Origin of the sequence: Colwellia sp. Bg11-28 (genome assembly GCF_002836245.1) — a bacterium.
Taxonomy (GTDB): domain Bacteria; phylum Pseudomonadota; class Gammaproteobacteria; order Enterobacterales; family Alteromonadaceae; genus Colwellia; species Colwellia psychrerythraea_A.
In genome coordinates, this window is the sequence record NZ_PJBA01000005.1 from 268513 (window position 1) to 292241 (window position 23729).

A 23729-nucleotide genomic window follows, 5' to 3' on the forward strand; every position below is an offset into this window, starting at 1 on the left:
GCCGCTTTATTGTAATTTTATGAATTAGTTACGAAAGAACACCGTATTCTTCTGCACTAAAATATTGGGTTGTTCAACCGCTTGAATGATGAAATCAAAGTTGGTAATTTTCTTCTCAAGCTTGTAACCATCTATAGCTAAGGTGACGGGGATTTCTTCCATAACACCTGCGCCTATTCGCACATTTTTGGGAAGTTTTATTTCTATGTCGTTTAAGTTCTCAACCTTGATATCAAAATGTAAGGGTTGTTGTGTTTTATTCAGAATCTTTAAGGTATAGGTGTTTTCAACCACGCCTTCATAATTAACGCGATACAAGGCAGTTCTATCGCGGATAATATTCGCTTCTAACGGAATTCTGCTATCAATCCAAATACCTAATAACAAGGTAAACATCAGCGTTAAACCTGCGTAAGACACGAGTTTTAAATTAAAGCGACTGCTTTCTTTACCAGCAAGTTGTTGTTCACTGGTATATTTAATCAAGCCTTTAGGGTAGTTAAACTTTTCCATGGTTTGGTCACAAGCATCTATACATAAACCACAGTTAATACACTCGTATTGAATACCGTTACGGATATCTATTCCTGCAGGGCAAACATCGACACATAAATTACAATCAACACAATCACCTAGACCAAGGGCTTTGGGATCATCTTTACGTTTACGGGGTGCTCTATTTTCACCACGCTCGGCATCATAGGCAACCAGCAGTGTGTTTTTGTCAAACATGGCCGACTGAAAGCGCGAATAAGGACATAAATGAATGCAAACATGTTCTCTCATCCAGCCCGCATTACCGTATGTGGCTAGGGCAAAAAACACCACCCAAAAAGTCACAGCACCGCTCCAATCAAATGTCAGCATAGTGCTATATAGTTCACTCACGGGAACAAAATACGAGATAAAGGTTGTTGCGGTAAATATCGACATTAACTGCCAAATAATATGTTTTAGTGTTTTTTTGTAAGCTTTATTTAGGGTCCATGGGGCTTTATCTAGAGCCATTCGTTTGTTGCGAGTACCCTCAATTCTGTGTTCGACCCAAACATAGGCAAGTGTCCAAACGGTTTGTGGACATACATAACCACACCAAACTCGTCCAAGCCAAGTGGTGATAAAAAATAGCGCAAAAGCCGCCACCATAAGAATACCAGCCAGTAAAATAAAATCTTGTGGCCAGAAAGTCAGATTAAAAATTCTAAACTCTTGTTTCACTACATCCAGTAAAACGGCTTGTTGATCGTTAAATTGCACAAAAGGCATGGCAATAAAAGCAAACATAAGTAGCCAGTTAATATAACGGCGTATTTTTTGATAAAAGCCTTTTTGCTCTCTCACATACACAGATGTTTGAGATTTATAGGGCTTAATAATGAGGTGCTCTTCTTTGATATCAAACTTCATAAATTACTACAGGGTCATAATTAAGTAATTACTCTATATCAATAATCACGCCAGAATGCTTAGTATTTAAGTTGTTGTATTTTATTGAAAAAATAAGGATGTGAACGTCTCGATGACACGGTATATCGCGTTGGCGCGATATACCGTGTCTTTTGAGTGCTTCATTTGGGAAGGGTATAAGTTTAACCGCGCTTGATTTTAAGCTTTATCATCCTTGAACGTAAGGTACTATCGGGTAAACCTAGTATTTTGGCTGCGCCATTTTTACCACCAATCCGCCAGTGACAGTCATTTAATACCTCAATGATGTAAGCTTTTTCAATGTCAGCCAAAGGTTTGTTAAAGGTACGTACAACCGACTGAGATTTATCAAATTTTTGTTGAATTTGAAGTGTTGTCGAAGTGGATAGAATAACCTCACGCTCAAGAATGTTTTGTAACTCTCTAATATTCCCTGGCCAATGATAACTCGCCAATTTGTTTAGACTATGTTTACTTATGCTTTTGATATCTTTATTAAGTTTAGTATTAAGTTGCGCTAAAATGCTGTGACAAAGTAAGGGGATATCTTCTATTCGCTCTCTTAACGCGGGCATAACGATAGGGAATACATTCAAGCGGTAATATAAATCCATTCTGAACTTACCTTGCTCAACCATGGCAAGTAAATCTTGGTTGGTAGCGGCAATAATACGAATATCAACCTTGATAGTTTTACTACCACCAACACGCTCAAATTCACGCTCCTGTAAAACACGTAATAACTTACTCTGCGCATCAGGGGAGAGCTCACCAATTTCATCTAAAAATAAGGTGCCTTTGTCGGCGAGCTCAAAGCGGCCTCGCCTTTTTTCACTTGCGCCCGTAAATGCGCCTTTTTCGTGTCCGAAAAGCTCCGACTCTAACAAGTTTGACGAAAATGCAGCACAGTTTACTTTTACTAAGGGAGTATTATGGCGTTGACTCAATTGATGCAAATTACGTGCGACTAGTTCTTTACCTGTACCATTTTCACCTAATATGAGTACGGTGCTATCTGTTTGAGCGACCAGTTTTATTTGCTGTAACATGGCAAGAAACTTTGGGCTGTTACCTTCTAATCCCGAACCATGCCAGTTTTCATTTATTTCTTCTTGCAAATAGCTGTTTTCCGCCTGTAGTTTTTCAGTGAGGTCTTGTACTTTTTTCAAAGCAGCTCGTAAGTTGCTATCGGCGAGTCTTTGTTGGCTAACATCACGGAAAACAGCAACCGCACCGATGAGTTCACCGTCTTTATAAACGGGGGTTGAGGTATATTCTACAGGAAAGCTTGTACCATCTTTGCGCCAAAATACTTCATCGGTAATTTTACGCTCTACACCGTCACGCATGGTATTATAAATACTGCACTCTTCACTTGGATATACTTCACCATTGGCATAGGTATGATGATGATATTTATGAATATTTTTACCGAGTAACTCTTCAGACTTCCAACCTGTCATTTGCTCCGAGGCTGGATTTACAAACACAGCATTGCCTTCTTTATCAAAGCCATAGACACCTTCGCCGACGGCATTGAGCAGTAGTTGTGAGTCAGCTAAAAATTCTTTTATATTTGCGGGCATACCTTGTTTTCTCTTGGTAAAAATCAGATGCACGACATATCGTGGCGTTGTGTTAGTTTATCAGGTATAGGGGGAAAAATCTGGCGGGAGATCAATAAAGTGCTGGTATTAAAAGCGCGTGTTTAAGAATAATTAGTGCGCTTTTATTTTTTCAAATGAAGCAGGGAGAAGATAGATAAAAAAATGGTACAAAGAACTCAATATTTTGTTGAGTTCTTTTAGTCGCTATTACTGTTTATTTAAAGCTGATAATTCTTTTTTAGCTAAAAAGTTATCCATTTTTGAACGTAATAGTTTGTATAACAAAATAGAACCGTCTATTTCTTCTTTACGATTAGTTAAGCTCTCAATATTTAAACCTAAAGGTAAATCATAGGGAAGTATCGCATCTAAGATTTGTTGCAAACTATTGACACAAAATTGAATTGATTCATACAAAGGGCTTTGTGCGTTAAGTATACGTAAGCTGGTCGCCTCAGGAACATTAACGCCTAACCACTCAATAAATTCTAAGGTTTTTTCACTGCCACAGGGAGAGAATGTTAAGATCAAACGTTGTGGTTTTACACCTTGTTTTTGGCATTCAATAGCATAACGAGTTAGTAAATCTATCGTTGCTTGTGGGTTGTATATCGCTTGTGAAATAAAGAAACTACAGCCTTGTTGGTGTTTTGCCATTAAGCGCTCATGTTCATTTTTATTACTTGCATGACGCTCAGCAATAGTTACGCCACCAATAAAGAAGTCATGTGGGTTATCTACTAAGGTTTTATAAGCATCAGCCAAAGATAGAGATATTTTATTATCCTTTGATGGACTGCCGACCAAGACTACATCTTTTACGCCATATTTTTGCCACGCTTCGTTTGCCCACTCATTAAAATCATCGCTATTTGATTGAACAACGCTTTTATAGGTAATGACAGGGCGAGTTGATTTTTTATTCAATAAAGAAGAATAAAGCCGGGTATCATGAGTTGATTTAAACGGGAAAGGTCTAGGTTTGCTAATACGCGAATTTTCATCTTGAATGTCATAAACAATCAGGCCATCAAAGTCGATATCACTGACGCGATCAAGCAGCTTTTCTGCAATTTCGCTCACTTTATCAAGTGGAGTATCACTTTTAGGTGGTGTGGTACCAATAAAGTAGACGCCTCGATAAATATCATTGTATCTGGCTTGAAGCTCTGATTGTGTGCTCAAAATATTTCTTCTTACTTTCTTTAGACGTTTAGATGGCTATATGTTCATTCAAAACCTTGCTTTTGTCAACCATTGTGTATGCTATAAGTTGAAATTTTATTCACTCTGCTGATAAATTGTATAGTTTTTATGTAATAGATACACGACTTTCTTATTGTGTTTTACAGTTAAGTATTTGTAATTATTCTCTTTTACTGGGGATTTTGCGAGGTTTTTAGTTGACTATTTATTAAGACAATTATTAAAAATAATCGACCATCTATTTTATTAAGTTTATCAATTGAGTTTTTTGAAGGGCATTATCTGCAATTTATTAGATAATGTAGGAGCATATAGCCAGAGCCAATACTCCTACATTGCCTTTAATTAATACCTTATCTGTTTCAACTAGTGTTCTACATGCAGTGAATAAGGTGAATCTTAAACAGTAAAGACTTTATTCACTGGCAAATCACGTATTCTGGTTTTGCTAGCATGGTAAATCGCATTAGTAATGCTTGGTGCTACAGGTGGTACACCTGGCTCGCCAATTCCTCCTGGTGGTGCATCAGACTTAACAATATGCACATGCATTTCGGGCACTTGGTTCATACGTGTTACGGGGTAATCATGAAAGTTACTTTGTTGAACTTTGCCTTCATCTACTGTTATTTCGCCCATTAAGGCAATTGATAGACCAAATACCATAGCGCCTTCCATTTGCGCTTTAACTCTATCCGGAGTAACAACAATGCCGCAATCTACTGCAGTATGCATTTCAAGTACGGTAACTTTATTGTTAACCACTTCAACTTTAGTGGCGGCGGCAACAAAAGAGCCAAAACTGCGTAAGAAGCTTATACCCCAACCTTGGTTTTCAGGTAATTCTTGCTCAACGTTAGCTTTATCACTGATTAAATTGATGAGATCTTTCATACGCTTAGTATCAACAGGGTGATCCGTTAGCGATAAATTATAATTAGAGTACTTAAAACCGTTTTTATTCGGGTCTACATGACGGTCATCACCCAATAAATTGAGCCACATTTGTCTGGTAGGTAATTTTGCTTTTACCGCTAATTCGTCAACAAAAGAACCAAGAGCAAAGCCGTTATTGATGCAGGCAACTGAACGCACCCAACCAGGTCTGACAAAAGAGTCTACTGCATGTTTTTCAATACTTAAATTATTTAAAGCGAAAGGTATATCACCAAATCCAAGGGCGAGTTGATCATCACTCGGCATTTTGGCTTCAGGGTTCCACAGCCAGCCAATCGGCGGGTAAGCGTTGCGACTTACCCAATAGTCAGCACTACCATTACCGGTTAATTCGGCTTTACAATAATTGGCTGAAATAGAATGGTAGAATCCATGTTGAATATCATCTTCGCGACTCCAGATAACTTTGACAGGTCGCTTACTCGCTCTGGCTAATTCAACCGCTTCAATAATAAAATCGGCTTTTGATTTACGTCCAAAAGCGCCACCCATGAGTGTGACATTTAGCTCTATATTATCGTGTTCATCCTTACCTAAGCCTAACTCTGTCGCCACGTTGCTTTTAGCCCATTGTGGGTTTTGTGTTCCTGCCCAAATAGTACACTTTTTACCTTTCACTATTGCGGTTGCAGCAGGGGTTTCCATTGGTGCATGATGTATATATGGGACAGTGTAGGTTGCTTCTACGGTATTTTCATCAAGATATTTATGGTTATAAATATCTCCTTTTTTGGCAACCATTTCACCTTGTTGGTTTACTTGTTTTGCGAGCTGTTTGATAAACTTGGCGCTATTGTGAGACGCCTTGTCACCATGTTGCCATTTGATTTTGAGTTTCTTACGTCCTTCAATCGCTGCCCACGTATTATCGGCAAGCACGGCAACACCTGATAATGGGTTGGTGGTAACAGGAATACCACGCGGTTTTAAAGCAATAACGTCAACTACACCTTTTATTTTTAATGTCTCACTGGCATCAAAGGATACCAGACTACCACCAACTACTGGCGGTCTTACGATAGTTGCAATAAGCATGTCAGGTAGTTGAATGTCTTGCGCGTATTGCGCTTTACCGGCAACAATATTATCTAAATCGACCAGCTTGACATCTTTACCGATGAGAGAGAAATCAGCGCTGTTTTTTAATTTTACTTTACTGCTATCAGGTGGGGTAAGTTTAGCGGCGTGACTGGCAAGTTCGCCAAAGCTAATTTTTTCACCCGTAGCGGTATGAACAACAAAATGTTTTTCTGCTTTGACACTGTTGCGTTGTACTTGCCAAATATTAGCCGCAGCTTGCTCCAACATGTCACGGGCGACAGCGCCTATTTGGCGAATACTGGTGAAATGACTACGAATTGAAGCGGAGCCTGCTGTGCCCTGAGAGCCGTATTTTGCATCAGCTTTAGCTTGAACAACAGTTACCTTTTGCCAATCGGCTTCTAACTCTTCAGCGATAATTTGCGGCACACTGGTGCGGATGCCTTGTCCCATTTCACTGCGATGACAAACTAGCGTCACCATAGAGTCGCTGGCAATACTCACAAAGAAGTTTAATTCATGACTGGGTGCTGCAGTAGAAGACTTCACTTGCGCTGTAGCCAGAGGTAAATTCATGCCTAAAACAAAGGTACCACTTGTGATCCCCGCAACTTTTAGGAAACCACGACGACTTACGTTTTCAATAGCATTCATGGTTATGCTCCTTGCTTGCTGGCATCAAAAATCTCTACACCGTTTTTATTGACGGGGGAGTGACTCGCAGATAAATCACTGTTGGGTGAATGCGCTGCAGCTGATTTAATCGCGGCTTTAATGCGTTGATAGGTACCACATCGACAAATATTACCTTGCATGTGTTCAATTATTTGCTCATCGGTTGGTTGAGGCGTTGCTTTTAATAATGCTGCTGCACTCATCATTTGACCACTTTGGCAATAGCCACATTGTGGTACTTTAAATTCACGCCAAGCAACTTGCACAGCACTTTCACCTAATCTTCCTGTGCTATCAGCTAAGCCTTCAATGGTGGTAATTGCTTGTTCAGCAACAGCAGATACCGGCGTTATACAAGAACGTATAGCGGTGCCATTGAGATGAACGGTACAAGCGCCACATTGTCCTGCACCGCAGCCAAATTTAGTGCCAGTGAGTTTTAGCTCATCACGCAGGGCATAAAGCAGTGGCATTTGCGGATCAACATCAAGTTCAACGGGCTTATTGTTTAAGGTTATTTTGATCATACTGGCTCCAGGGTTTGACAGTGTGAAGTTGTTTCATTTTTTAAATTATTGTTCCATAAAAAGTTATATAACTTTATAGAGAGCTTTGTTGATTATCTTGCAAAGCGTATTCTAAATGTTGTCTTACTCGCTCTAAATCAGAGAAGGTATCAATATCGATTTTTGCGTCTTCACAGGTGATAGCATCTGCCTTTTTTGCATGTTGCAGTAATAATTTACCTGCACCTTTATCACCTTGTATTTTTACTAGTAGTGGAAAGTATTTTTCCGGAAAAATAGCCGGTGCCATCAATTGGCCCTCACATAAAGTGGCAATTATTTTGTTAGGCAGCTCTTTGCTGGCACTGAGTAACTCTTGGTAATGCTCAGTGGTGATTAAAGCTTGATCTGCTAAAGCAACGAGCACATGGCTACTCGTTGCTTTAATTGAGTGCACTGACTCCGCTAAGGTATGTCCCATTCCTTCTGCCCAATGCTGGCTTGCAATCACCGAAATATCTTGAGGTAATACTGTCTGAATTGCGTTTTTATTGGCGCCAAGCGTAACAAAAAAATTATGAACGTATGCGTTTTTAAGTAATGGTTGTAGTTTATCAATACTATGAACAATCAGCGGTTTGTCATTAATTCGAGCAAGCTGTTTAATTGTCGCACAACCTATTTTATTGGGAGATGAAGATTGAAAGCGCTGACCTTTGCCTGCTGCTAGCAGAATAATATTAACCTGCATGGCTAATTACCTGTTTAATATTGTTGGTTATCTGGCTTTGGAAGTAACCCAAAGAGTTACCGGAAGCTTGTTCTAGGGTAGCATGTGCTTGCGATAATATAGCTAGGGCAATAGATTCAGGTAGATCGCCGCCAAGGTCAAAACCAATGGGATTAGCGAGCTTGTTGGCTAATTTATTAGGTAAGTCTGTTGAATTTAACTGTGCTTTTTTCAACACTTTTTCTGTTCGATGTTGAGGCCCCAATAACCCTATATAACTCGCGGCAGCTAAATTCTCTTGGTTTTTCACTAACTGTAAGGCATGGGCATCGAGGGATACATTATGGTGCATTATTACGATGGCATCGGCTTTGGGTAAAACTAAATTTTTCTCCAAGCTCGTGTAATCTTGATTGATGACTATATCGGCTTCTTTAAAATAGGCAGCTCTTGCATAGGCCGTTCTGCAATCGATTAAACAAATAAACCAACCTAGGGTCTGTGCTATTTTAACGAGCGGTTGTGCATCAACGCCACCACCAAAGATAACTAAAGCGGGGGATGGTTTAATGGTAATTAAAGGTTCGAGTGAGCTAACGGATTTTGATAGCACCTGATTATTACTCATCGAGGTATTTTGTGTATTGAGGGTATCAATATGGTAAAAACAAGCATTACGGTTATCAAGTTGACTTTTTAAGGTTAATAAATCGAGGTAATTATTATCGTGATTGATGGGCTGTAGTAATACTTTCACTAAACCACCACAACCTATGCCAAGCTGCCAGGCTATATCACTGTCATCTTGCATATCGTAACAAACAGTAATATTACTGTTTTGATGCCAACACTTTTGCGCTTGGCGCATTAAATCAGCTTCAAGACAACCACCGCTTAATAAACCATAGCTCTTACCTAAGCTATTAATAAGCATCATAGCGCCAGATTTACGATATGAAGATCTTTGTGTTTCAATGATGCTGGCAAGAACCCATTGACATGAGTCTTTTTCGGGAAACCAGCTAGCTAATAATGCGGCAAGGCGATTACTCATTTATTATTTGTACACTTAAATAAAGATTAAGATAACATAAATGAGAAAGTCGCCAAATTAAAGTCTTGGGGTTAATTAAAATGTAAGTAATTAATTAGCGTAATTACTCAGCTGAAGTAGTTTGATTGTTAATTGCTATTTTTGGCTGCCATTCTAACCAGTCTTCATCGACGTCTTGATGCAAAATAAAACTTCCAGGTAGGGACTTCGTTTCATCATTTTGCTCTTTATCATTATTTTCATCAATGTCAGGTGTTGCAAAGGCAATACCACCCGCAATTAGGGTTTCTATCGATTCAGAATCAATATTAATACCAGAGAAAATACTGGCTTCTATATTAATACCACTGGTATTCCAAAACTGACTATTCCCATTAACAAGCGGCGCATAACGTTTGGCGATATTGATAAAAATATTTACTTGATCGGCTGTAGCAGATAAATCAATACCAATGACTTTACCGACTTTAATTTGGCGATATAACACAGGATTACCCACGCGAACCGAGCCAAGTCGAGCTGTAGTCAATTTGATATTTAAGCCATAACTCAGTTGTTCAACGGTCGGGGCCAACTCAAGAGCTTCAAATTCATTCTTCAGCTGAGCTTCTACATTATGTGACGGTAACAAACCAATAAAGGCACCGTCAAGTAAGGCGGCAACATTCTTCGAACCTACTAGTCCAATTTGAGGTTCAATTTTCCAAAATTTTGTTCCTTGGCGAGCAAATTGGCTGCCTGAATCATTTAGTAGTACTAAAGCGGTTACGCCAACTTTGTCTGCAGTAAATATTAAGCGCTCAATTGTGCCTAAGGTTTGCTCTTGGTATATAACTTTTGTATTTACTTTTAAGCCATAAATATCATTAAAATGGATGCTAATTGTTTGTCCAGCATCTTTGGCATGCTCTTCATGTTTAAATAAAGTGAAGTTTGACAATTCTTCAACTTGGGTATTAGTTATTAGTGAAGTTGGCAGTAATACTTCTGGGTTATAAAAGCTTATTCCGCCGCGTAAAATGGCATCAATTGATTCAGTTTTTACTACAAAGTCACTTAAACCACCGGAAATAGTCATACCGCCAGCATTATAAAAACGGCTGGTACTTTTTAATAAACCTCGGTGTTCTTCATCAATTGTTATGTTGACTTTAATCTCGTCATCAATTTTATTTAGGCTGACATTGTCTACTTGACCAATAGTTATTCCACGATAGCTAATTGCACTACCAGGCGTCGCCACATTGGCGTGATCGGTGGATAAGGAAAGCTGTAAGCCGGGTGAACTTGCTAATTTTACTGGCGGTTGGCTAAACAAAGTGAACTGATTTTTAGCTTTACCTTGACCAAGATTAAAGGTGATGTAGGTGCCACCGAATAAAGCATCGGTATCACTAGCACCAGAAAGACTTAAGTTTGGTTTAACTATATAGAATTGTGTGTCGGCTTTTAATATATGTTCATACTCAGGTAATAACCCTAGCTGTAGTTGTTGTTTATTACCTTGAATCTTAGTTTGATGAATTGCGCCAATTTCTATGCCGCGATATAAAAGCCGAGTATCAGAACTTATGTGCTCGCTAGCCATATAATTTAATGTAAAGCTTATATTTTGTTCGGCGAGTTTGTTATTGGCATAGAGTGAGAAACTATCACCATTTTTGACCAACTTTTTTTGTGACTCTTGTGTACTATTTTGGCTAGTAAAAGCAATACCACCCGTTAATATACTCTGTAATGACTGTGCTTGAATATCGACTCCCAGTAAATTGGCCGATATTTTAACGCCAGAATTATTGTAAAAACGGCTGCTATGATTCACATAATGGCTGAATTTTGGTTGGACATGGATATGAATTAAGTGACGTTCTGGCGCAGTGGTTTCAATGGCTTGTATATTACCAACCACTTGTTGTTTGTAATATACATTACTACCAATTTGCAATGAACTACGATCGCTACTTGTTAACATTAAGTGCAAGCCCGGCTCTGTGTATTTATACGGAGGTTTACTGCTAAATACATTAAATTTGTTACTTGGGTTACCAGCTAAAGAGGGCCTGATGCTTAGGTAGTTTCCCGTTAATAATGTCTTAGCATTTGTTAAACCTGCCAAGCTAATTTGAGGTGCAACAATATAAAACTGCGATTGATCCGTTAAGTAAGGTACTACGCGAGGGTTAACTTTAGCCGTTGCGGTAATCTTTCGACTTACAGGGTCTATTTTACTGAATGACTCAATAACGCCTATGGTTAGGCCTTGGAATAAAATGGCAGCATTATGATCTATGCCTGAATTCCACTCTAACGTTAATTCAACTTCATGGCCCATTTCAGCTGATTGAAAGTCAGCATGTAAGGGAAAAGTTTGACCATTTTTAGCGGGCGCTAACTCTGTTTGATAACTTAAGTTATCAACGGATATTCCGCCAGCCATAATAGAGGCCAACGACTCGGTATTAACCTTTACGCCACCAGTGAGTGACGCGGTAACTTGTACACCGCTGGTATTATAAAATAAGGAGTTCTCTTTTACTAAGTGCGCGAATTCGGGTTTAATGTAAATATTAATGCCAATTTTTTTACTGCTTTCTTTGTAGTGATAACCCGTAACATGTCCAATGGGAATTTGCTTGAAACTAATGGGTGAATTTTCACTGATAGAGCCCAATACATCGGTATGCAGGGTAAGGTGTAAGCCTGGAGTCGACATGTCTAAGGTCGGCGCTTCAGTTAACGCGACGAAATGATCTTGGCTGTCTGCTTCTTGATTTGTATCCGGCATTATCGTGATATAACTACCCGAAATCAGCGTATCTAGCCCAGAAACCCCTTGCAGTGATATATCAGCACTGACTAACCAAAAACGCGTGTTTTCAGTAAGGTAGTCGGTAAAGTTTTTAGAAATTTCTACTTCGGCAATAACGCGTTGTAAATCTGCTGACGGTACCACTTTTTTTACTAAGCCAGTCACTAAACCTTTATAACGAATTTCTGTTTTATTGGGTATTATGCCTGAGCCATTATCAAATTCTATCGTGATAAAAGTCCCTTGTTCAGAAACTACCTTTGCGGTGAGCCATAAGCCGAAAATTAAGGCGATAAAAGGCACAAACCAAATAATAGATATGCCCTGTCGAGGCACAACTTCTGCATGAATATTGTCATTGTTATTATGCTCAGAGGCAGCAAAGTCTTTTTTATCGGTCATTTCTATCCCTTTTTTTCTGGTAAAGTGCCTGGTATATCGTCTGGCGAATCTATTGATAATAATGGCGTTTGTCTTGCTGTTTTACTATCCGCTTTTTTATCCCATAACAAACGCGGATCAAAACTATTAGCAGCAAACATGGTAAAAATTACCGTAATGGTAAAATAATTGATAGCAGGACCTGCTGCTACGGAAGTAACAAAGCCAAGTTCAACCACAGTAACCATTAAAGCTACAACGAATACATCTAGCATTGACCATGGCCCTAATACCTCAAGCGCGTGGTAAAATTTGCTATGTTTGTCGGGCTTTAAACGAATTCCAGTATGTACTTTATAAACTAACACAAATAAGCCGATAATCTTTAATAAAGGCACTATGATACTGGCAGTAAAGATAATCACAGCTATTGGGTATAAACCATGATCAATAAACTCGCCGATACCCGACAAAATGGTTGCCTCATCACCAATACCCAATTGATAAACAATCATTATTGGATAAAGATTAGCAGGAATAAAGGCTAATAAGGCAGCCAAATTCCACGCCAAGGTGTATTGTAAACTGTTGCGCTTACGTTGATAAAATAGACCATTACAGCGGCTACATTGCTGGGGCTCTGCTTTTAAACGATTAAGCTTATGACATTTAGGGCATAAAGTGAGGTCAAGTTGCTTAGCTGTTCTCATCTTGTACCTCATCTTTTGTAAAAGCTTTTTCTAGCTTGTCCCAAATATAGTCTTGATCTAGGGCTACAGCCGACATAGTAGAGCAAATTAACCAAAGAATAAAAGCGAGTAAGCCAAGGTTAACTGATAGCTCAGTATCATCAATTAATTTATACATAGACACGACAATACCCAGCATAAAGACATTGAGCATCGCCCAGTTATCAAGGTGATGATAAGCACGAAAGAAGTTTAATAAGGAGGGTTTTAACTTGTTGAATTTAAAACTATAGGAAATATAAAGTGCGCCGGTTAAACGTACAATGGGTACAGCAATAGCGAATAGAAAGACCAAGCAGGCAATCATAAAAAAACCGCGGTCAATCAACACTAAAATACAATCAAATAAAGAAGCTTGATGAAATTGTCCTGCCAAGGTTACACCCATAATAGGCAGTAAAATAGCGGGTAACATTAACAGTAAGCCAGCAAGAGACCAGTTAAAGCTACGCTCAATAGAATCGACTTTTCGTTCTATCAAGGTGCTGCCACAACGATTGCACTTGGCAAGTTGCCCTTGTTTCAATTGTGGCTTGTCATATAGCGCATCACATTGCTGACAAGCGACTAATAATGAGGTGTTAGTATTGTTGTTCATTTCGCTGCTAGTTATCCATCCACTTATTTGATTATGTCAAAATATAATGAAAAAAAAGCAGCGATAAACGCTGCTTTTTTAGAAACTTGTTAATGAAGCAACCAAGCCATTATTATTTTAATGACGTGATGTATTGAGAAACCGCTTCAATATCAGCATCTGACAATTTAATCGCGATATTACGCATAATACCACTGTTGTCATTACCACGACTTCCATCACGGAAGCTAGCAAGTTGCTTTTTCAAATAATCTTTACTTTGACCAGTAAGGCTTGGGAAACCAGCTTGTTTCATACCTTTACCCGTTACGCCATGACAAGCAATACATGCTGTAATGCCTTTAGCTGCATCGCCGCCTAAGTATAACTTATGGCCCGCTGAATTTGACTCACCAGTACCCGCTTTAGTGTTTTGTACTGCAAAGTATGCAGCTAAGTCATCCATGTCTTCTTGAGAAAGACCTGCAACCATACCGGCCATTATTGGATCGTTACGATTACCTGATTTGAAATCAGCTAATTGCTTAGCAATATAGTTAGCACTTTGACCAGCAAGACTTGGGTACGTAGGTACTAAGCTGTTACCGTCAGCGCCGTGACAAGCTGCACACGCAGCTGATTTGTTTTGACCTGCGGCTACATTACCTGCGTAAATTGCTGCTGCTGGTGTAGAAGAAACGATTTCAACGTTCCCTGCTGCAGGAGCCGCTGCTGGTGCTGCACCTGTGCTTGTATCTGCACTTGATGATGCTGCCGCTTGCTCGTTTGCACTAGGTAAACTTGAGAAGTGAGCCGCTAAATCAGCCATATCTGCATCAGATAGGTTAGCTGCCATCGGTGCCATCATGGCATCGGTACGAGCGCCTGATTTAAAATCTTTTAATTGCTTGATGATATAAGCGTCATTTTGACCGGCAATGTTAGGAAACATAGGACTTCCACTAACACCTGTAGGACCGTGACAAGCGCTACAAGCACCTGCTTTTTCTTTGCCTGCGTTAGCATCTGCGGCTTGTACAGCACTTACTGAACTTAAAGCTACAAATAGCGAAAAGATAATTTTTTTCATTGAGTTGCTCTCTGCTTGTCATTAATTACCTAGCTATTTGAAAAAAATATTAGCTATCTAATTAAGAAATGATAAAAAAGTATGATGGATGTGTCGGCATTTTACACGAATATTTGTCTTGTGTAATAGTGGATAAGCAATAATTGAGCAAAAAAAACTATAATTTCACAGTTTTATGCATTTTTTTAATAATAAAAGCGAAAGAAAAACGCTATAATGGCGAAAATTTTTAACGAGTGAAGCCCTTGTCTTCTACAAAGATACATTTAACTAAAGCCGCCTTTACCATAAGCGCCCCAGATATCCGCCGTTTACCAGCTGATTCTGGTATTGAAGTTGCTTTTGCAGGGCGCTCTAATGCAGGTAAATCAAGCGCTTTGAATACGCTAACCAATCAACGTGGTTTGGCGCGCATTAGTAAAACTCCAGGTCGAACTCAGCTCATCAACGTATTTGAAGTAGCAGAGAATCGACGCCTTATCGATTTACCCGGTTATGGTTTTGCTCAAGTGCCATTGGCAATGAAGAAAAAGTGGCAAAAAGCGTTGGGTGAATATTTAGAAAAACGCCAGTGTCTGAAAGGATTAGTGGTATTGATGGATATTCGTCATCCTTTAAAAGACTTAGACATGGATTTAATACAGTGGGCCGCAGACAGTGATTTACCTGTTTTAGCCTTATTAACTAAGTGTGACAAGCTCTCGCAAGGTAAACGTAGTTCTGAAGTATTAGCGGTGAAAAAAGCATTATCATCATTAAATGCTGATATTCAAGTGCAGGCTTTTTCATCACTCAAATATACGGGCAAAGAACAAGCTGATGCCATTATTTGTCAGTGGCTTGAACAAGAAGCACAAGAATATGAATTACCTGAAGAAGATGATTTTGATGATTCAGATGAATTTACTGAAGAAGAGTAATATCGTCATAAAGTGAGATGAACATTAAGTTTGAACATCACACTATTACAAGAAGGAGAAAGCAACACGCTATTCTCCTTTTTTTGTGCCTGCTCCCTAGGCAACTATTAAAACTAGCCAAGCTTTTTGAACTGTAATTCCACCAATCTTTGATACAACTCGCAGTTTTGCAATAATGACTGGTGATCGCCCATATCGATTATTCGACCTTGTTCTAACACTGCAATCTTATCAGCATGTTGAATAGTTGATAGTCGGTGCGCAATGATAATTGTTGTGCGACCACGCATTAACTCTTCTAATGCTTGTTGCACGTGCTGTTCGCTTTCACTATCAAGGGCACTGGTTGCCTCATCTAATAGCAAAATATGTGGGTCTTTTAATATTGCACGTGCAATAGCAATACGTTGGCGTTGACCGCCCGATAAGCGCACACCACGTTCACCTAAAAAACTGTTATAACCTTCAGGTAAGTTGACAATAAACTCATGAGCATGGGCTTTTTTAGCTGCTGAAATAACTTCTTCATCACTAGCCTCAGGTTTGCCGTAACGAATATTATGAAAAACGTCACTACTAAATAATGCCGGCTGTTGCGGTACTAAAGCCATTTGTTGGCGAAGATCTTTTGGATCAAGCTGTCTTATATCGGTACCACCTAAGGTAATACGACCAACTTGTGGGTCATAAAAACGCTGTAATAATTCAAATAGTGTAGTTTTCCCTGCGCCAGACGGACCCACTAGCGCTAATACTTTACCTTGTTGAGCGGTTAAGTTTAGTGCTTGCGTTGCGGCTTGATCGGGTCGAGAAGGGTAATTAAAACTGACTGCTTCAAAAACAATTTGGGCGTTGAGCTCTTTCGCTGAAATAGCATTTTCAACAGGAGGAAGAATATGGCTTTCAACCTGTAATATCTCTATTAATCTTTCGGTAGCACCCGCAGCACGTTGTAACTCACCTAATACTTCTGAAATAGTGGCTAACGAAGAAGCGACCAGAATGGCATAGAAGACAAAAGCACCTAAATCACCACCGCTCATCTTACCTTGAATAACATCACTACCGCCGACCCATAACATGCCAGTAATTGCACCAAAAACAATAATAATAACGCCGGCAATTAATGTGGCACGTTGCTTTATACGGTTGCGACCAATGTTAAATGACTTTTCAACTTCCTTACCAAAAGAGCGTCTTTCATGTTGTTCGTGGGTATAACTTTGTACTGTTTTAATATGCTCAATTGCCTCACCGGCATAGCTACCAACATCAGCCATTGAATCTTGGCTTTTACGCGATAATTTTCTGACCTTACGGCCATAAAACAATATCGGCACTAAAATAAATGGTACCGACAGCAAAACAATAAAAGTTAATTTGATATTGGTAGCAAATAGCATAACTAAAGCACCTAATAGCATTAGTACACTACGGATGGCCATAGAAAACGAAGAACCAATAATGCTTTGTAGTAAGGTAGTATCGGTGGTAATGCGCGACATAATATCGCCGCTGCCGTTAGTCTCGAAATAGCTGGGATGTAAGGTGATGACATGATTAAAAACGGCCAAGCGGATATCAGCGCTTACTCGTTCACCTAACCAAGAAACCAAGTAGAAACGGAAAAATGTCCCCCCAGCAATTAACACCGTAATAGCCAATATAAATAGTACTGCTTGCTGTAATTGCTCTATAGATTGTTGAGCAAAGCCCTCATCAATGAGCATTCTCACGCCTTGACCAACAGATAGCATCACACCTGCGGTAAAAATAAGGGCAATAAAGGCGGCTAATACCTGACTTTTATAAGGGCGAATAAACTGAATGAGCTCAAGAAGAATGGAGATCTTTTTCTTTTCAGGAGTATCAATTGAAGCATTCTCTGCTAGATCACTAGCAGCAGGTTGGTCAGACATAAAATCTCAGAATTTAATATACCAATTGAACTAATTATTTGATCAGTCTAAAACGGTCTAATCTTTCAATTGGCATTACTCGTTATTAAGTATATTAGTAACTAGCGAATGAATTAATGAGCAGTAGTTTACGCTTTCCATAGGTGTTGAACTAGGAAGTTTTACTGAAATATGAAGTAAGTTTGTAAGAGGAAGTAATAACGACTGTGTGGGAATTGATGTTTTTACAGATAAAAAAAAGCCGATGGTATTTTCAGAACTAATAAGTAGTTGTGAATTGCATCGGCAAAGCTTATGGGGAAGCTACAAAAAAATTATTACAATAAGTGTTCGCTTAAGAACAAGGTAATTATAGAGCAACAACTCTACACAAGTAAAGCCATTTATAGAGTAATTACTCTTTTTCTTTGATTTAGATCATTATTGAGCGATTTGTTCATAAAATAATCGCATGTAGATTGTAAAAAATGGGGCTAATTACGATATAGGTCTACAAAACTAAGTAATGTCAGTAGTAAAACCATCACTTTTATACGCATAGTTAACTTGATTTCAGTTTCAACTACGACTGTTTTTAAATGGTTTGAATAACCTGGCTTTAACTGAGCGCCAATGTGTTTTCGGTATTTTAGGTGCTAATGATAATAAATGTTGATAATCATCTTCTGTTGGAGTTACTTCACCGCCATGGGCAAGAATAATACTCTGTGGTTTTAATTCGATGATTTTATGGAGCGAAGCTCGATAACGATTAGGGTAAAAAATAGGGAAGGGCGGGATGAATTTATTCTTTACCTTAACTATTAAATCAGCAACATATACTTTATTACTGGGTAGGTGGTGTAAGGATAAGTCCCTATCTGTATGACCTTGAGTCGCTAGGGCAACCCATTCAGAAAAACCGGGTATTTGCTCATTGTCATTAAGCTTATAATCGGCGGTTAACTGACTAGAGTACCAGAAGTTCATGCGTGGTTTTTTCATGCGTTTTGCTACCCATTTAGCTAATAGTATGTCGGTAAGGTGCATGAGGCGACCGTCTATGCCTGAGTACCATTGACCACTGACATTGGCGGTAGCAACTTTACAGCCAGTGAGTTTTCGAAGCTTATCGGCGGCACCTGCATGATCAGGGTGCATGTGTGTTACCACGACTAAGGTTAAATCATTGAAAGAGCGTTGTAAGGTTTTGGTAATAAAATGCTTGAGCATTAAAATATCTGAGCGACAGCACCCATCAAGCAAAAGTAACTTATCAGGATACTCTGCGAGCAAAATTGTTTGGATATGGCCAGCTATGTGATGTAATTTCATAATGATAAAACAGTTTGGTCATAATTTAATTGTCGCTTTACACTGTAAAAGAAAAACCATCAGCCTGCACTCTATTTACTTATCTTAAAAAACATACTGACTATGACCAACGGTTATGTCACGGCACAATGAGTATATGTAGAATTTTCTTTTGAATCGATTTAAACAAAACAGCCAAACGCTGTTTGAATCAAAGAAAAATTTGAAAATGTTGTTCATCATAACCCTAAGGTCTCAAGCTTTAGACAATCATTTAATCATAGTCATTCTATGGTTTTATTATTTAACGCCAGCTCTTCAGTTTCCCTAAATTGATTAGTCTTAACTCAAAAAAGCAAAAAAATTACTAGGAATAAATCTATATGTTCAAAGCTATGCTTAAATTATTGTTTCCCAGTATACAAAATAATAAGAAACCGAATTATTTTTATTATGAAAAAGATAAAAATACTGAAGAAGAAACGCAGCAACAAGCGTTGGAAAAGGTTCAAAGAGCGAGTCCTGTAAAGCTACTACGTCTGGCAAGTGTTGAAGAAACACATTGCCAAGAATTCTATGATTTTTTATTTGGGCCGTCCCCAGCGACAACACAACGCGATGAGCTATCACATTATGTTGCTGACAAAATTGAAGCCGTGTTACGAAAACCTAATACTATAATAGAAGCAATGCCAGTATTACCTGCCTCACTGAGTAAGGTAATGGATCAGCTAAGTGACAATAACTTTGATACTCAAGAGTTGATTAATTTGATTCAGCAAGAGCCCTCAATTGCCGCTAAAGTGATTGAGTTAGCTAACTCCTCTTTTTACAACCGCACAAATAAAGAAGTTTCTGATCTTAAATCCGCTTTTATGTTACTGGGCAGTAATGGACTTATGGAAGGTGTGATCAATGGCTTTGTCAGTAAAATGACACCTCAAGCACAAATTTACTTTAAACAATATGGTAATAAAATTTGGCAACACAGTTTTGGCACGGGTGTTATTGCTAAAGCATTAATAAAGGCTTCCCCCTATAAAGCAGAGGCAGCACAAGGTTATCTTATTGGCTTGATTTGCAACTTAGGCGATATGATTATTTATCAATTATTGATGGAAGCTTTTTCTTTTATCCATCCAGATTGTCAGCCTAACTCATATGCTTTTAAAGAATTAATGCAACAAAAATCAAAAAAACTAACCTATCACATTGCTAAACATTGGCAATTCCCTCAGTCCATTTTAGATGCATTGGCATTACAAGTTAAAGTGACTAATGCCTCAATGTTAGCTGGCGTTTTTAGTAAACGGCCTATAGCTTGTTTTGTCTATGAGGCTAATATAATTAGTGAGCTAATTATGATGCTTGAGCACAATGATAAAACCGAAGGCGAGATAAAAGAATCGGTAGAAATATTACTCTACAGTAACGAAGCGAAACAATATGTTGAGCGCTTATTGGTAGATAGAGTTAACAACTAGTACAGTTACTTCCTATTATTTGATTAAAATTTAAGGATAGTATTTAACAGCAAAGACAGAAGCTAACAAGTGATAAGAGGTCACTGTAAGGAGCCACTTTCATGATCTTGTGGTTAATGTGAAGTCCTTTACGACTGATGAAATCATAACGGACAATATGCATTAAATAACCATCCGCATGTTCATTGCGGATGGCTTTTAAAAGAGCTAACTATGTACTTTCTGCAAGGCTTCGTCAGAGACTTGTATCTCATCGAGCATAAGCTTATCTCTTTTTTCTGCGAGTAATAAATAGAAACTAGGTAAAATAAATAAGGTAAATATTGTGCCGATGAACATGCCTGCCACTAAGATAATACCAATACTATTACGCGCTTCAGCACCAGCACCTGTCACTAATACTAACGGGAAATGTCCCAATATAGTGGCTGCTGTGGTCATCAAAATAGGACGTAAACGTGTGGTTGCCGCTTCAGTTACTGCCGCGAGTTTATTAGCGCCAAGTTCTTGTGCATGATTAGCAAATTCAACGATCAATATGCCATTCTTAGCAATTAAACCTATTAAGGTGATTAACCCTATTTGCGAGTAAATATTAATAGTGGTTAATTCAATATAAGGGATGAGTAGGGCACCTGATAAAGCTAATGGTACACAGCCAAGTAATACGACTAACGGGTCTCTAAAGCTATTAAATTGTATCGCTAATACCAGAAATACAATCAATAAAGAAATACCCAATACCATAACTAAGGTATTACCCTCTTTGCGTAATTGTCTTGATTCTCCTGCATAATCAATTGAATACCCTAAAGGTAATATTTCTTTAGCTGCATCTTCAATAGCGGATAACGCCGCTTCTTTATTTGAACCTGGCGCAACACCGCCGTAGATTCTAAAAGACGCTTGTTGAGCAAAAGTGCCCAGCTGCCTAGGTACGGTTTTCCATTGTAAATCTGCGACCGCTGAAACGGGTAATAACTCACCAGTAGGCAATTTAATATCCAATGATAAAATTGCTTCTGTTTTACTCCGCACCTCATCATTAACAATAGGGATCACTCGATAAGCTTTACCATTAGCATCAAAACGATTAACAAAATTGCTCGACAATAAAATACCCAATTGTTCACTAACTTCGCCGACATTCATGCCTAAATCGGCTATTTTATCACGATTTAATTGTAACTCTACTTGCGGTAAATCTATTTTCAAATCGGTATCAGCAAACAGGAATTTACCACTGGAAAAGGCAGCACCAACAAGTTGATCCGCATATTGCTTCATTTCGCTATACGGAGCAGTTGCTTTAACAATCATTTCTATTTCAAATTGACCCGAACTCGGTAATGAAGAGGGCAAAATAGGAAACATGTTAAGTCCTGGGATCTGCGATAATTTACCATAAATTTGGGGTACCAGTGATTGTGCACTATAGTCACGCTTATCAGCATTAACTAACTCTAAACCGCCAAATCCACCGCCACCAAAAATTATTTGCCAAATTTTCTTACCCCCTTCAATCTCTTGTAAACTTTCAACAACGGGGTTCATTTGCGCAACGTTATATGCCATTGACGCATCAGGAGGTGATTGAATGACAAACATAACGGTGGCTTGATCTTCTATTGGCGCCAATTCTTTTTTTGAATAAAGGTAGAAAGGTACGGTGAGCAGGGAAACGACTAGCGCGATTAAAAATACTTGCCCCTGCCACTTAAATATATGGGTTAACAATTGTCCATATCTTCGTTGTAACCTTTCAAAAAGATGGTTTACTTTAGTGGTTAACCAACTTTCCTCACCACCTTTGGGGGACACATAAGCGCTCATGATGGGTGACAACGTAATCGCAACGATACCTGAAATGATGACGGCAATGGCTAGCGTAAAAGCAAACTCTTTGAATAATACGCCTGTTAACCCTGATAAAAAGCCAATAGGTGCGTAAACCGCTGCCAGAGTTAATGTCATTGAAATAATAGGCACAAGAAGTTGGCGGGAGCTAATGAGCGCAGCATCAAATTTCGATAAACCTTGGCGCATTAAACGTGCCACGTTTTCGACCACCACAATGGCATCATCTACCACTAAACCAACGGATAACACTATCGCTAATACGGTTAATAGGTTTAATGAAAAACCCATTATGCCCATAGCGGCAATCGCGCCTAAAATAGAAATTGGAATGGTAATTAAAGGCACTATGGCGCTTCTAAATGAACCCATAAGTAGCACAACAACTAAGCCAACTAAAATAACCGTTTCGGCGAGAGTGGTAAAAATTTCTTTTAATGCATCGCGCATGTATAGCGTGCCGTCATAGGCATAATCAATTGAAATGCCGTGGGGTAGCGTTTTGTTCAGCTCATCAACTTTTTCATATAACCTATCACCAATGGCTATCTCGTTAGCACCAGGTAAAGGCCAAATAGAAATATAAACAGCATCTTTATCGTTTAGCCTAGCGGTAACGCTGGTATCTTCTGCGGCTAGCTCAATTTTTGCGACATCTTTTAAATGAATAGTAGCGCCATCAACTTCACTAATGACAAGTTGTTGAAACTCTTCAACACTGCTGAGTTGTGTATTGGCAACAATATCAATTTTCTGACGACTATTTTCTACATAACCCATAGTGGCTATGGTGTTGTTTGTTGCTAAGGCTTGATAGACATCACTAGCGCTTAAGTTAAATATCTGTAGTGCCTGAGCATTTAGCCATACACGCATTGCTGGTGTTCTCGCACCCTCAATACCTACACGTTGTACGCCTTCAATGGCATTTAAAACTGGGTTTACTTGGCGAGTTAAATAGTCAGTAATACGTGATAAGTCATTACCATTGGCTTGCACATTTAAGTAAAAAACAGCAAAGGGTCTGTCGGCACGACTGACAGACACAACAGGGTCTTGGGCACCTTGTGGTAATTCGAAACGAATTTGTCCTAATCTTGCTGTTAATTCTGCTAGTGCTAGTGTTGAATTCTCATTTAACTTGAGCCAAGCGGTTACTTTAGAGCTGCCAGAGGTACTTGTTGAATCTACGTATTCAACGCCAGGCACAGTCGCGGCCGCACGCTCAATGGGTTCAGTTATAAAGCCTTTTACTACGTCAGCCGAAGCGCCAATATAATAGGTTTCAATAACTAGTGAGGCACTGTCTATTTTGGGAAATTGCAGTACAGGAATTTTACTTGCTGACCAAATGCCGGCAATACAAATAATGATAGATAAGACAATCGCAACGACCGGTCGTCTTACAAATATGTCCATTACAGATGGTTTACTTTCTTGCATCAT

16 protein-coding genes are annotated in these 23729 nt (G+C 38.9%); 2 read left to right on the forward strand and 14 right to left on the reverse strand.

Features of this window, described 5'->3' with window-relative positions; genetic code table 11:
- Window positions 1–24: 24 nt before the first annotated feature.
- From ccoG to CXF79_RS23890, 11 genes are all read right to left on the reverse strand, one after another.
- Window positions 25–1407: a cytochrome c oxidase accessory protein CcoG gene (gene ccoG, locus CXF79_RS06690; protein WP_011041147.1), complete on the reverse strand. Its 1383-nt coding sequence runs from the start codon at window positions 1405–1407 to the stop codon at window positions 25–27.
- A 182-nt stretch (window positions 1408–1589) separates the two neighbouring features.
- Window positions 1590–3014 carry a sigma-54 interaction domain-containing protein gene (locus CXF79_RS06695; RefSeq protein ID WP_011041148.1) on the reverse strand — a complete coding sequence of 475 codons (1425 nt, stop codon included), beginning with the start codon at window positions 3012–3014 and terminating at the stop codon, window positions 1590–1592.
- A gap of 228 nt (window positions 3015–3242) precedes the next feature.
- A complete protein-coding gene (locus CXF79_RS06700) occupies window positions 3243–4220 on the reverse strand; it encodes a methylenetetrahydrofolate reductase (RefSeq protein ID WP_011041150.1) in 978 nt (325 codons plus the stop codon).
- Between the two features lie 420 nt (window positions 4221–4640).
- Window positions 4641–6893, reverse strand: a complete 2253-nt coding sequence (locus CXF79_RS06705) for a xanthine dehydrogenase family protein molybdopterin-binding subunit (RefSeq protein ID WP_101154414.1) — start codon at window positions 6891–6893, stop codon at window positions 4641–4643.
- Window positions 6894–6895: 2 nt separating this feature from the next.
- A complete protein-coding gene (locus CXF79_RS06710; RefSeq protein WP_011041152.1) occupies window positions 6896–7441 on the reverse strand; it encodes a (2Fe-2S)-binding protein in 546 nt (181 codons plus the stop codon).
- Between the two features lie 73 nt (window positions 7442–7514).
- Complete coding sequence (locus CXF79_RS06715) at window positions 7515–8171, reverse strand: nucleotidyltransferase family protein (protein WP_101154415.1); 657 nt, start codon at window positions 8169–8171, stop codon at window positions 7515–7517.
- The gene (locus CXF79_RS06720; RefSeq protein WP_101154416.1) at window positions 8161–9204 is read right to left on the reverse strand and encodes an XdhC family protein; all 1044 of its coding nucleotides are present in this window, start codon (window positions 9202–9204) and stop codon (window positions 8161–8163) included. The genes CXF79_RS06715 and CXF79_RS06720 overlap by 11 nt, the downstream gene beginning before the upstream one ends.
- 103 nt (window positions 9205–9307) lie before the next feature.
- Entirely contained in the window at window positions 9308–12415 is a 3108-nt protein-coding gene (locus tag CXF79_RS06725; protein WP_101154417.1) for an MlaD family protein, read from the reverse strand.
- 2 nt (window positions 12416–12417) lie between these two features.
- Window positions 12418–13104, reverse strand: coding sequence for a paraquat-inducible protein A (locus tag CXF79_RS06730; RefSeq protein WP_041736549.1), 687 nt, complete (start codon window positions 13102–13104; stop codon window positions 12418–12420).
- A complete protein-coding gene (locus tag CXF79_RS06735; protein WP_101154419.1) occupies window positions 13091–13741 on the reverse strand; it encodes a paraquat-inducible protein A in 651 nt (216 codons plus the stop codon). The genes CXF79_RS06730 and CXF79_RS06735 overlap by 14 nt, the downstream gene beginning before the upstream one ends.
- Window positions 13742–13853: 112 nt before the next feature.
- A complete protein-coding gene (locus CXF79_RS23890) occupies window positions 13854–14810 on the reverse strand; it encodes a c-type cytochrome (protein WP_011041156.1) in 957 nt (318 codons plus the stop codon).
- 245 nt (window positions 14811–15055) lie between these two features.
- On the opposite strand from CXF79_RS23890, the gene yihA reads away from it, so the two are divergent.
- On the forward strand, window positions 15056–15730 hold the full coding sequence (gene yihA, locus CXF79_RS06745; protein ID WP_011041157.1) for a ribosome biogenesis GTP-binding protein YihA/YsxC: 675 nt from the start codon (window positions 15056–15058) through the stop codon (window positions 15728–15730).
- A 113-nt stretch (window positions 15731–15843) separates the two neighbouring features.
- Here yihA and CXF79_RS06750 read toward each other — a convergent pair whose 3' ends face one another.
- Together CXF79_RS06750 and CXF79_RS06755 are read right to left on the reverse strand one after the other, a co-directional pair.
- Complete coding sequence (locus CXF79_RS06750) at window positions 15844–17649, reverse strand: ABC transporter ATP-binding protein/permease (protein ID WP_101154420.1); 1806 nt, start codon at window positions 17647–17649, stop codon at window positions 15844–15846.
- Between the two features lie 558 nt (window positions 17650–18207).
- The gene (locus CXF79_RS06755; RefSeq protein ID WP_101154421.1) at window positions 18208–18963 is read right to left on the reverse strand and encodes an MBL fold metallo-hydrolase; all 756 of its coding nucleotides are present in this window, start codon (window positions 18961–18963) and stop codon (window positions 18208–18210) included.
- A gap of 362 nt (window positions 18964–19325) precedes the next feature.
- On the opposite strand from CXF79_RS06755, the gene CXF79_RS06760 reads away from it, so the two are divergent.
- Window positions 19326–20426, forward strand: coding sequence for an HDOD domain-containing protein (locus CXF79_RS06760; protein WP_101154422.1), 1101 nt, complete (start codon window positions 19326–19328; stop codon window positions 20424–20426).
- A 207-nt stretch (window positions 20427–20633) separates the two neighbouring features.
- Here the strand turns inward: CXF79_RS06760 and CXF79_RS06765 are convergent, their stop codons facing one another.
- Window positions 20634–23726 carry an efflux RND transporter permease subunit gene (locus CXF79_RS06765; RefSeq protein ID WP_101154423.1) on the reverse strand — a complete coding sequence of 1031 codons (3093 nt, stop codon included), beginning with the start codon at window positions 23724–23726 and terminating at the stop codon, window positions 20634–20636.
- Between the last annotated feature and the right edge of the window lie 3 nt (window positions 23727–23729).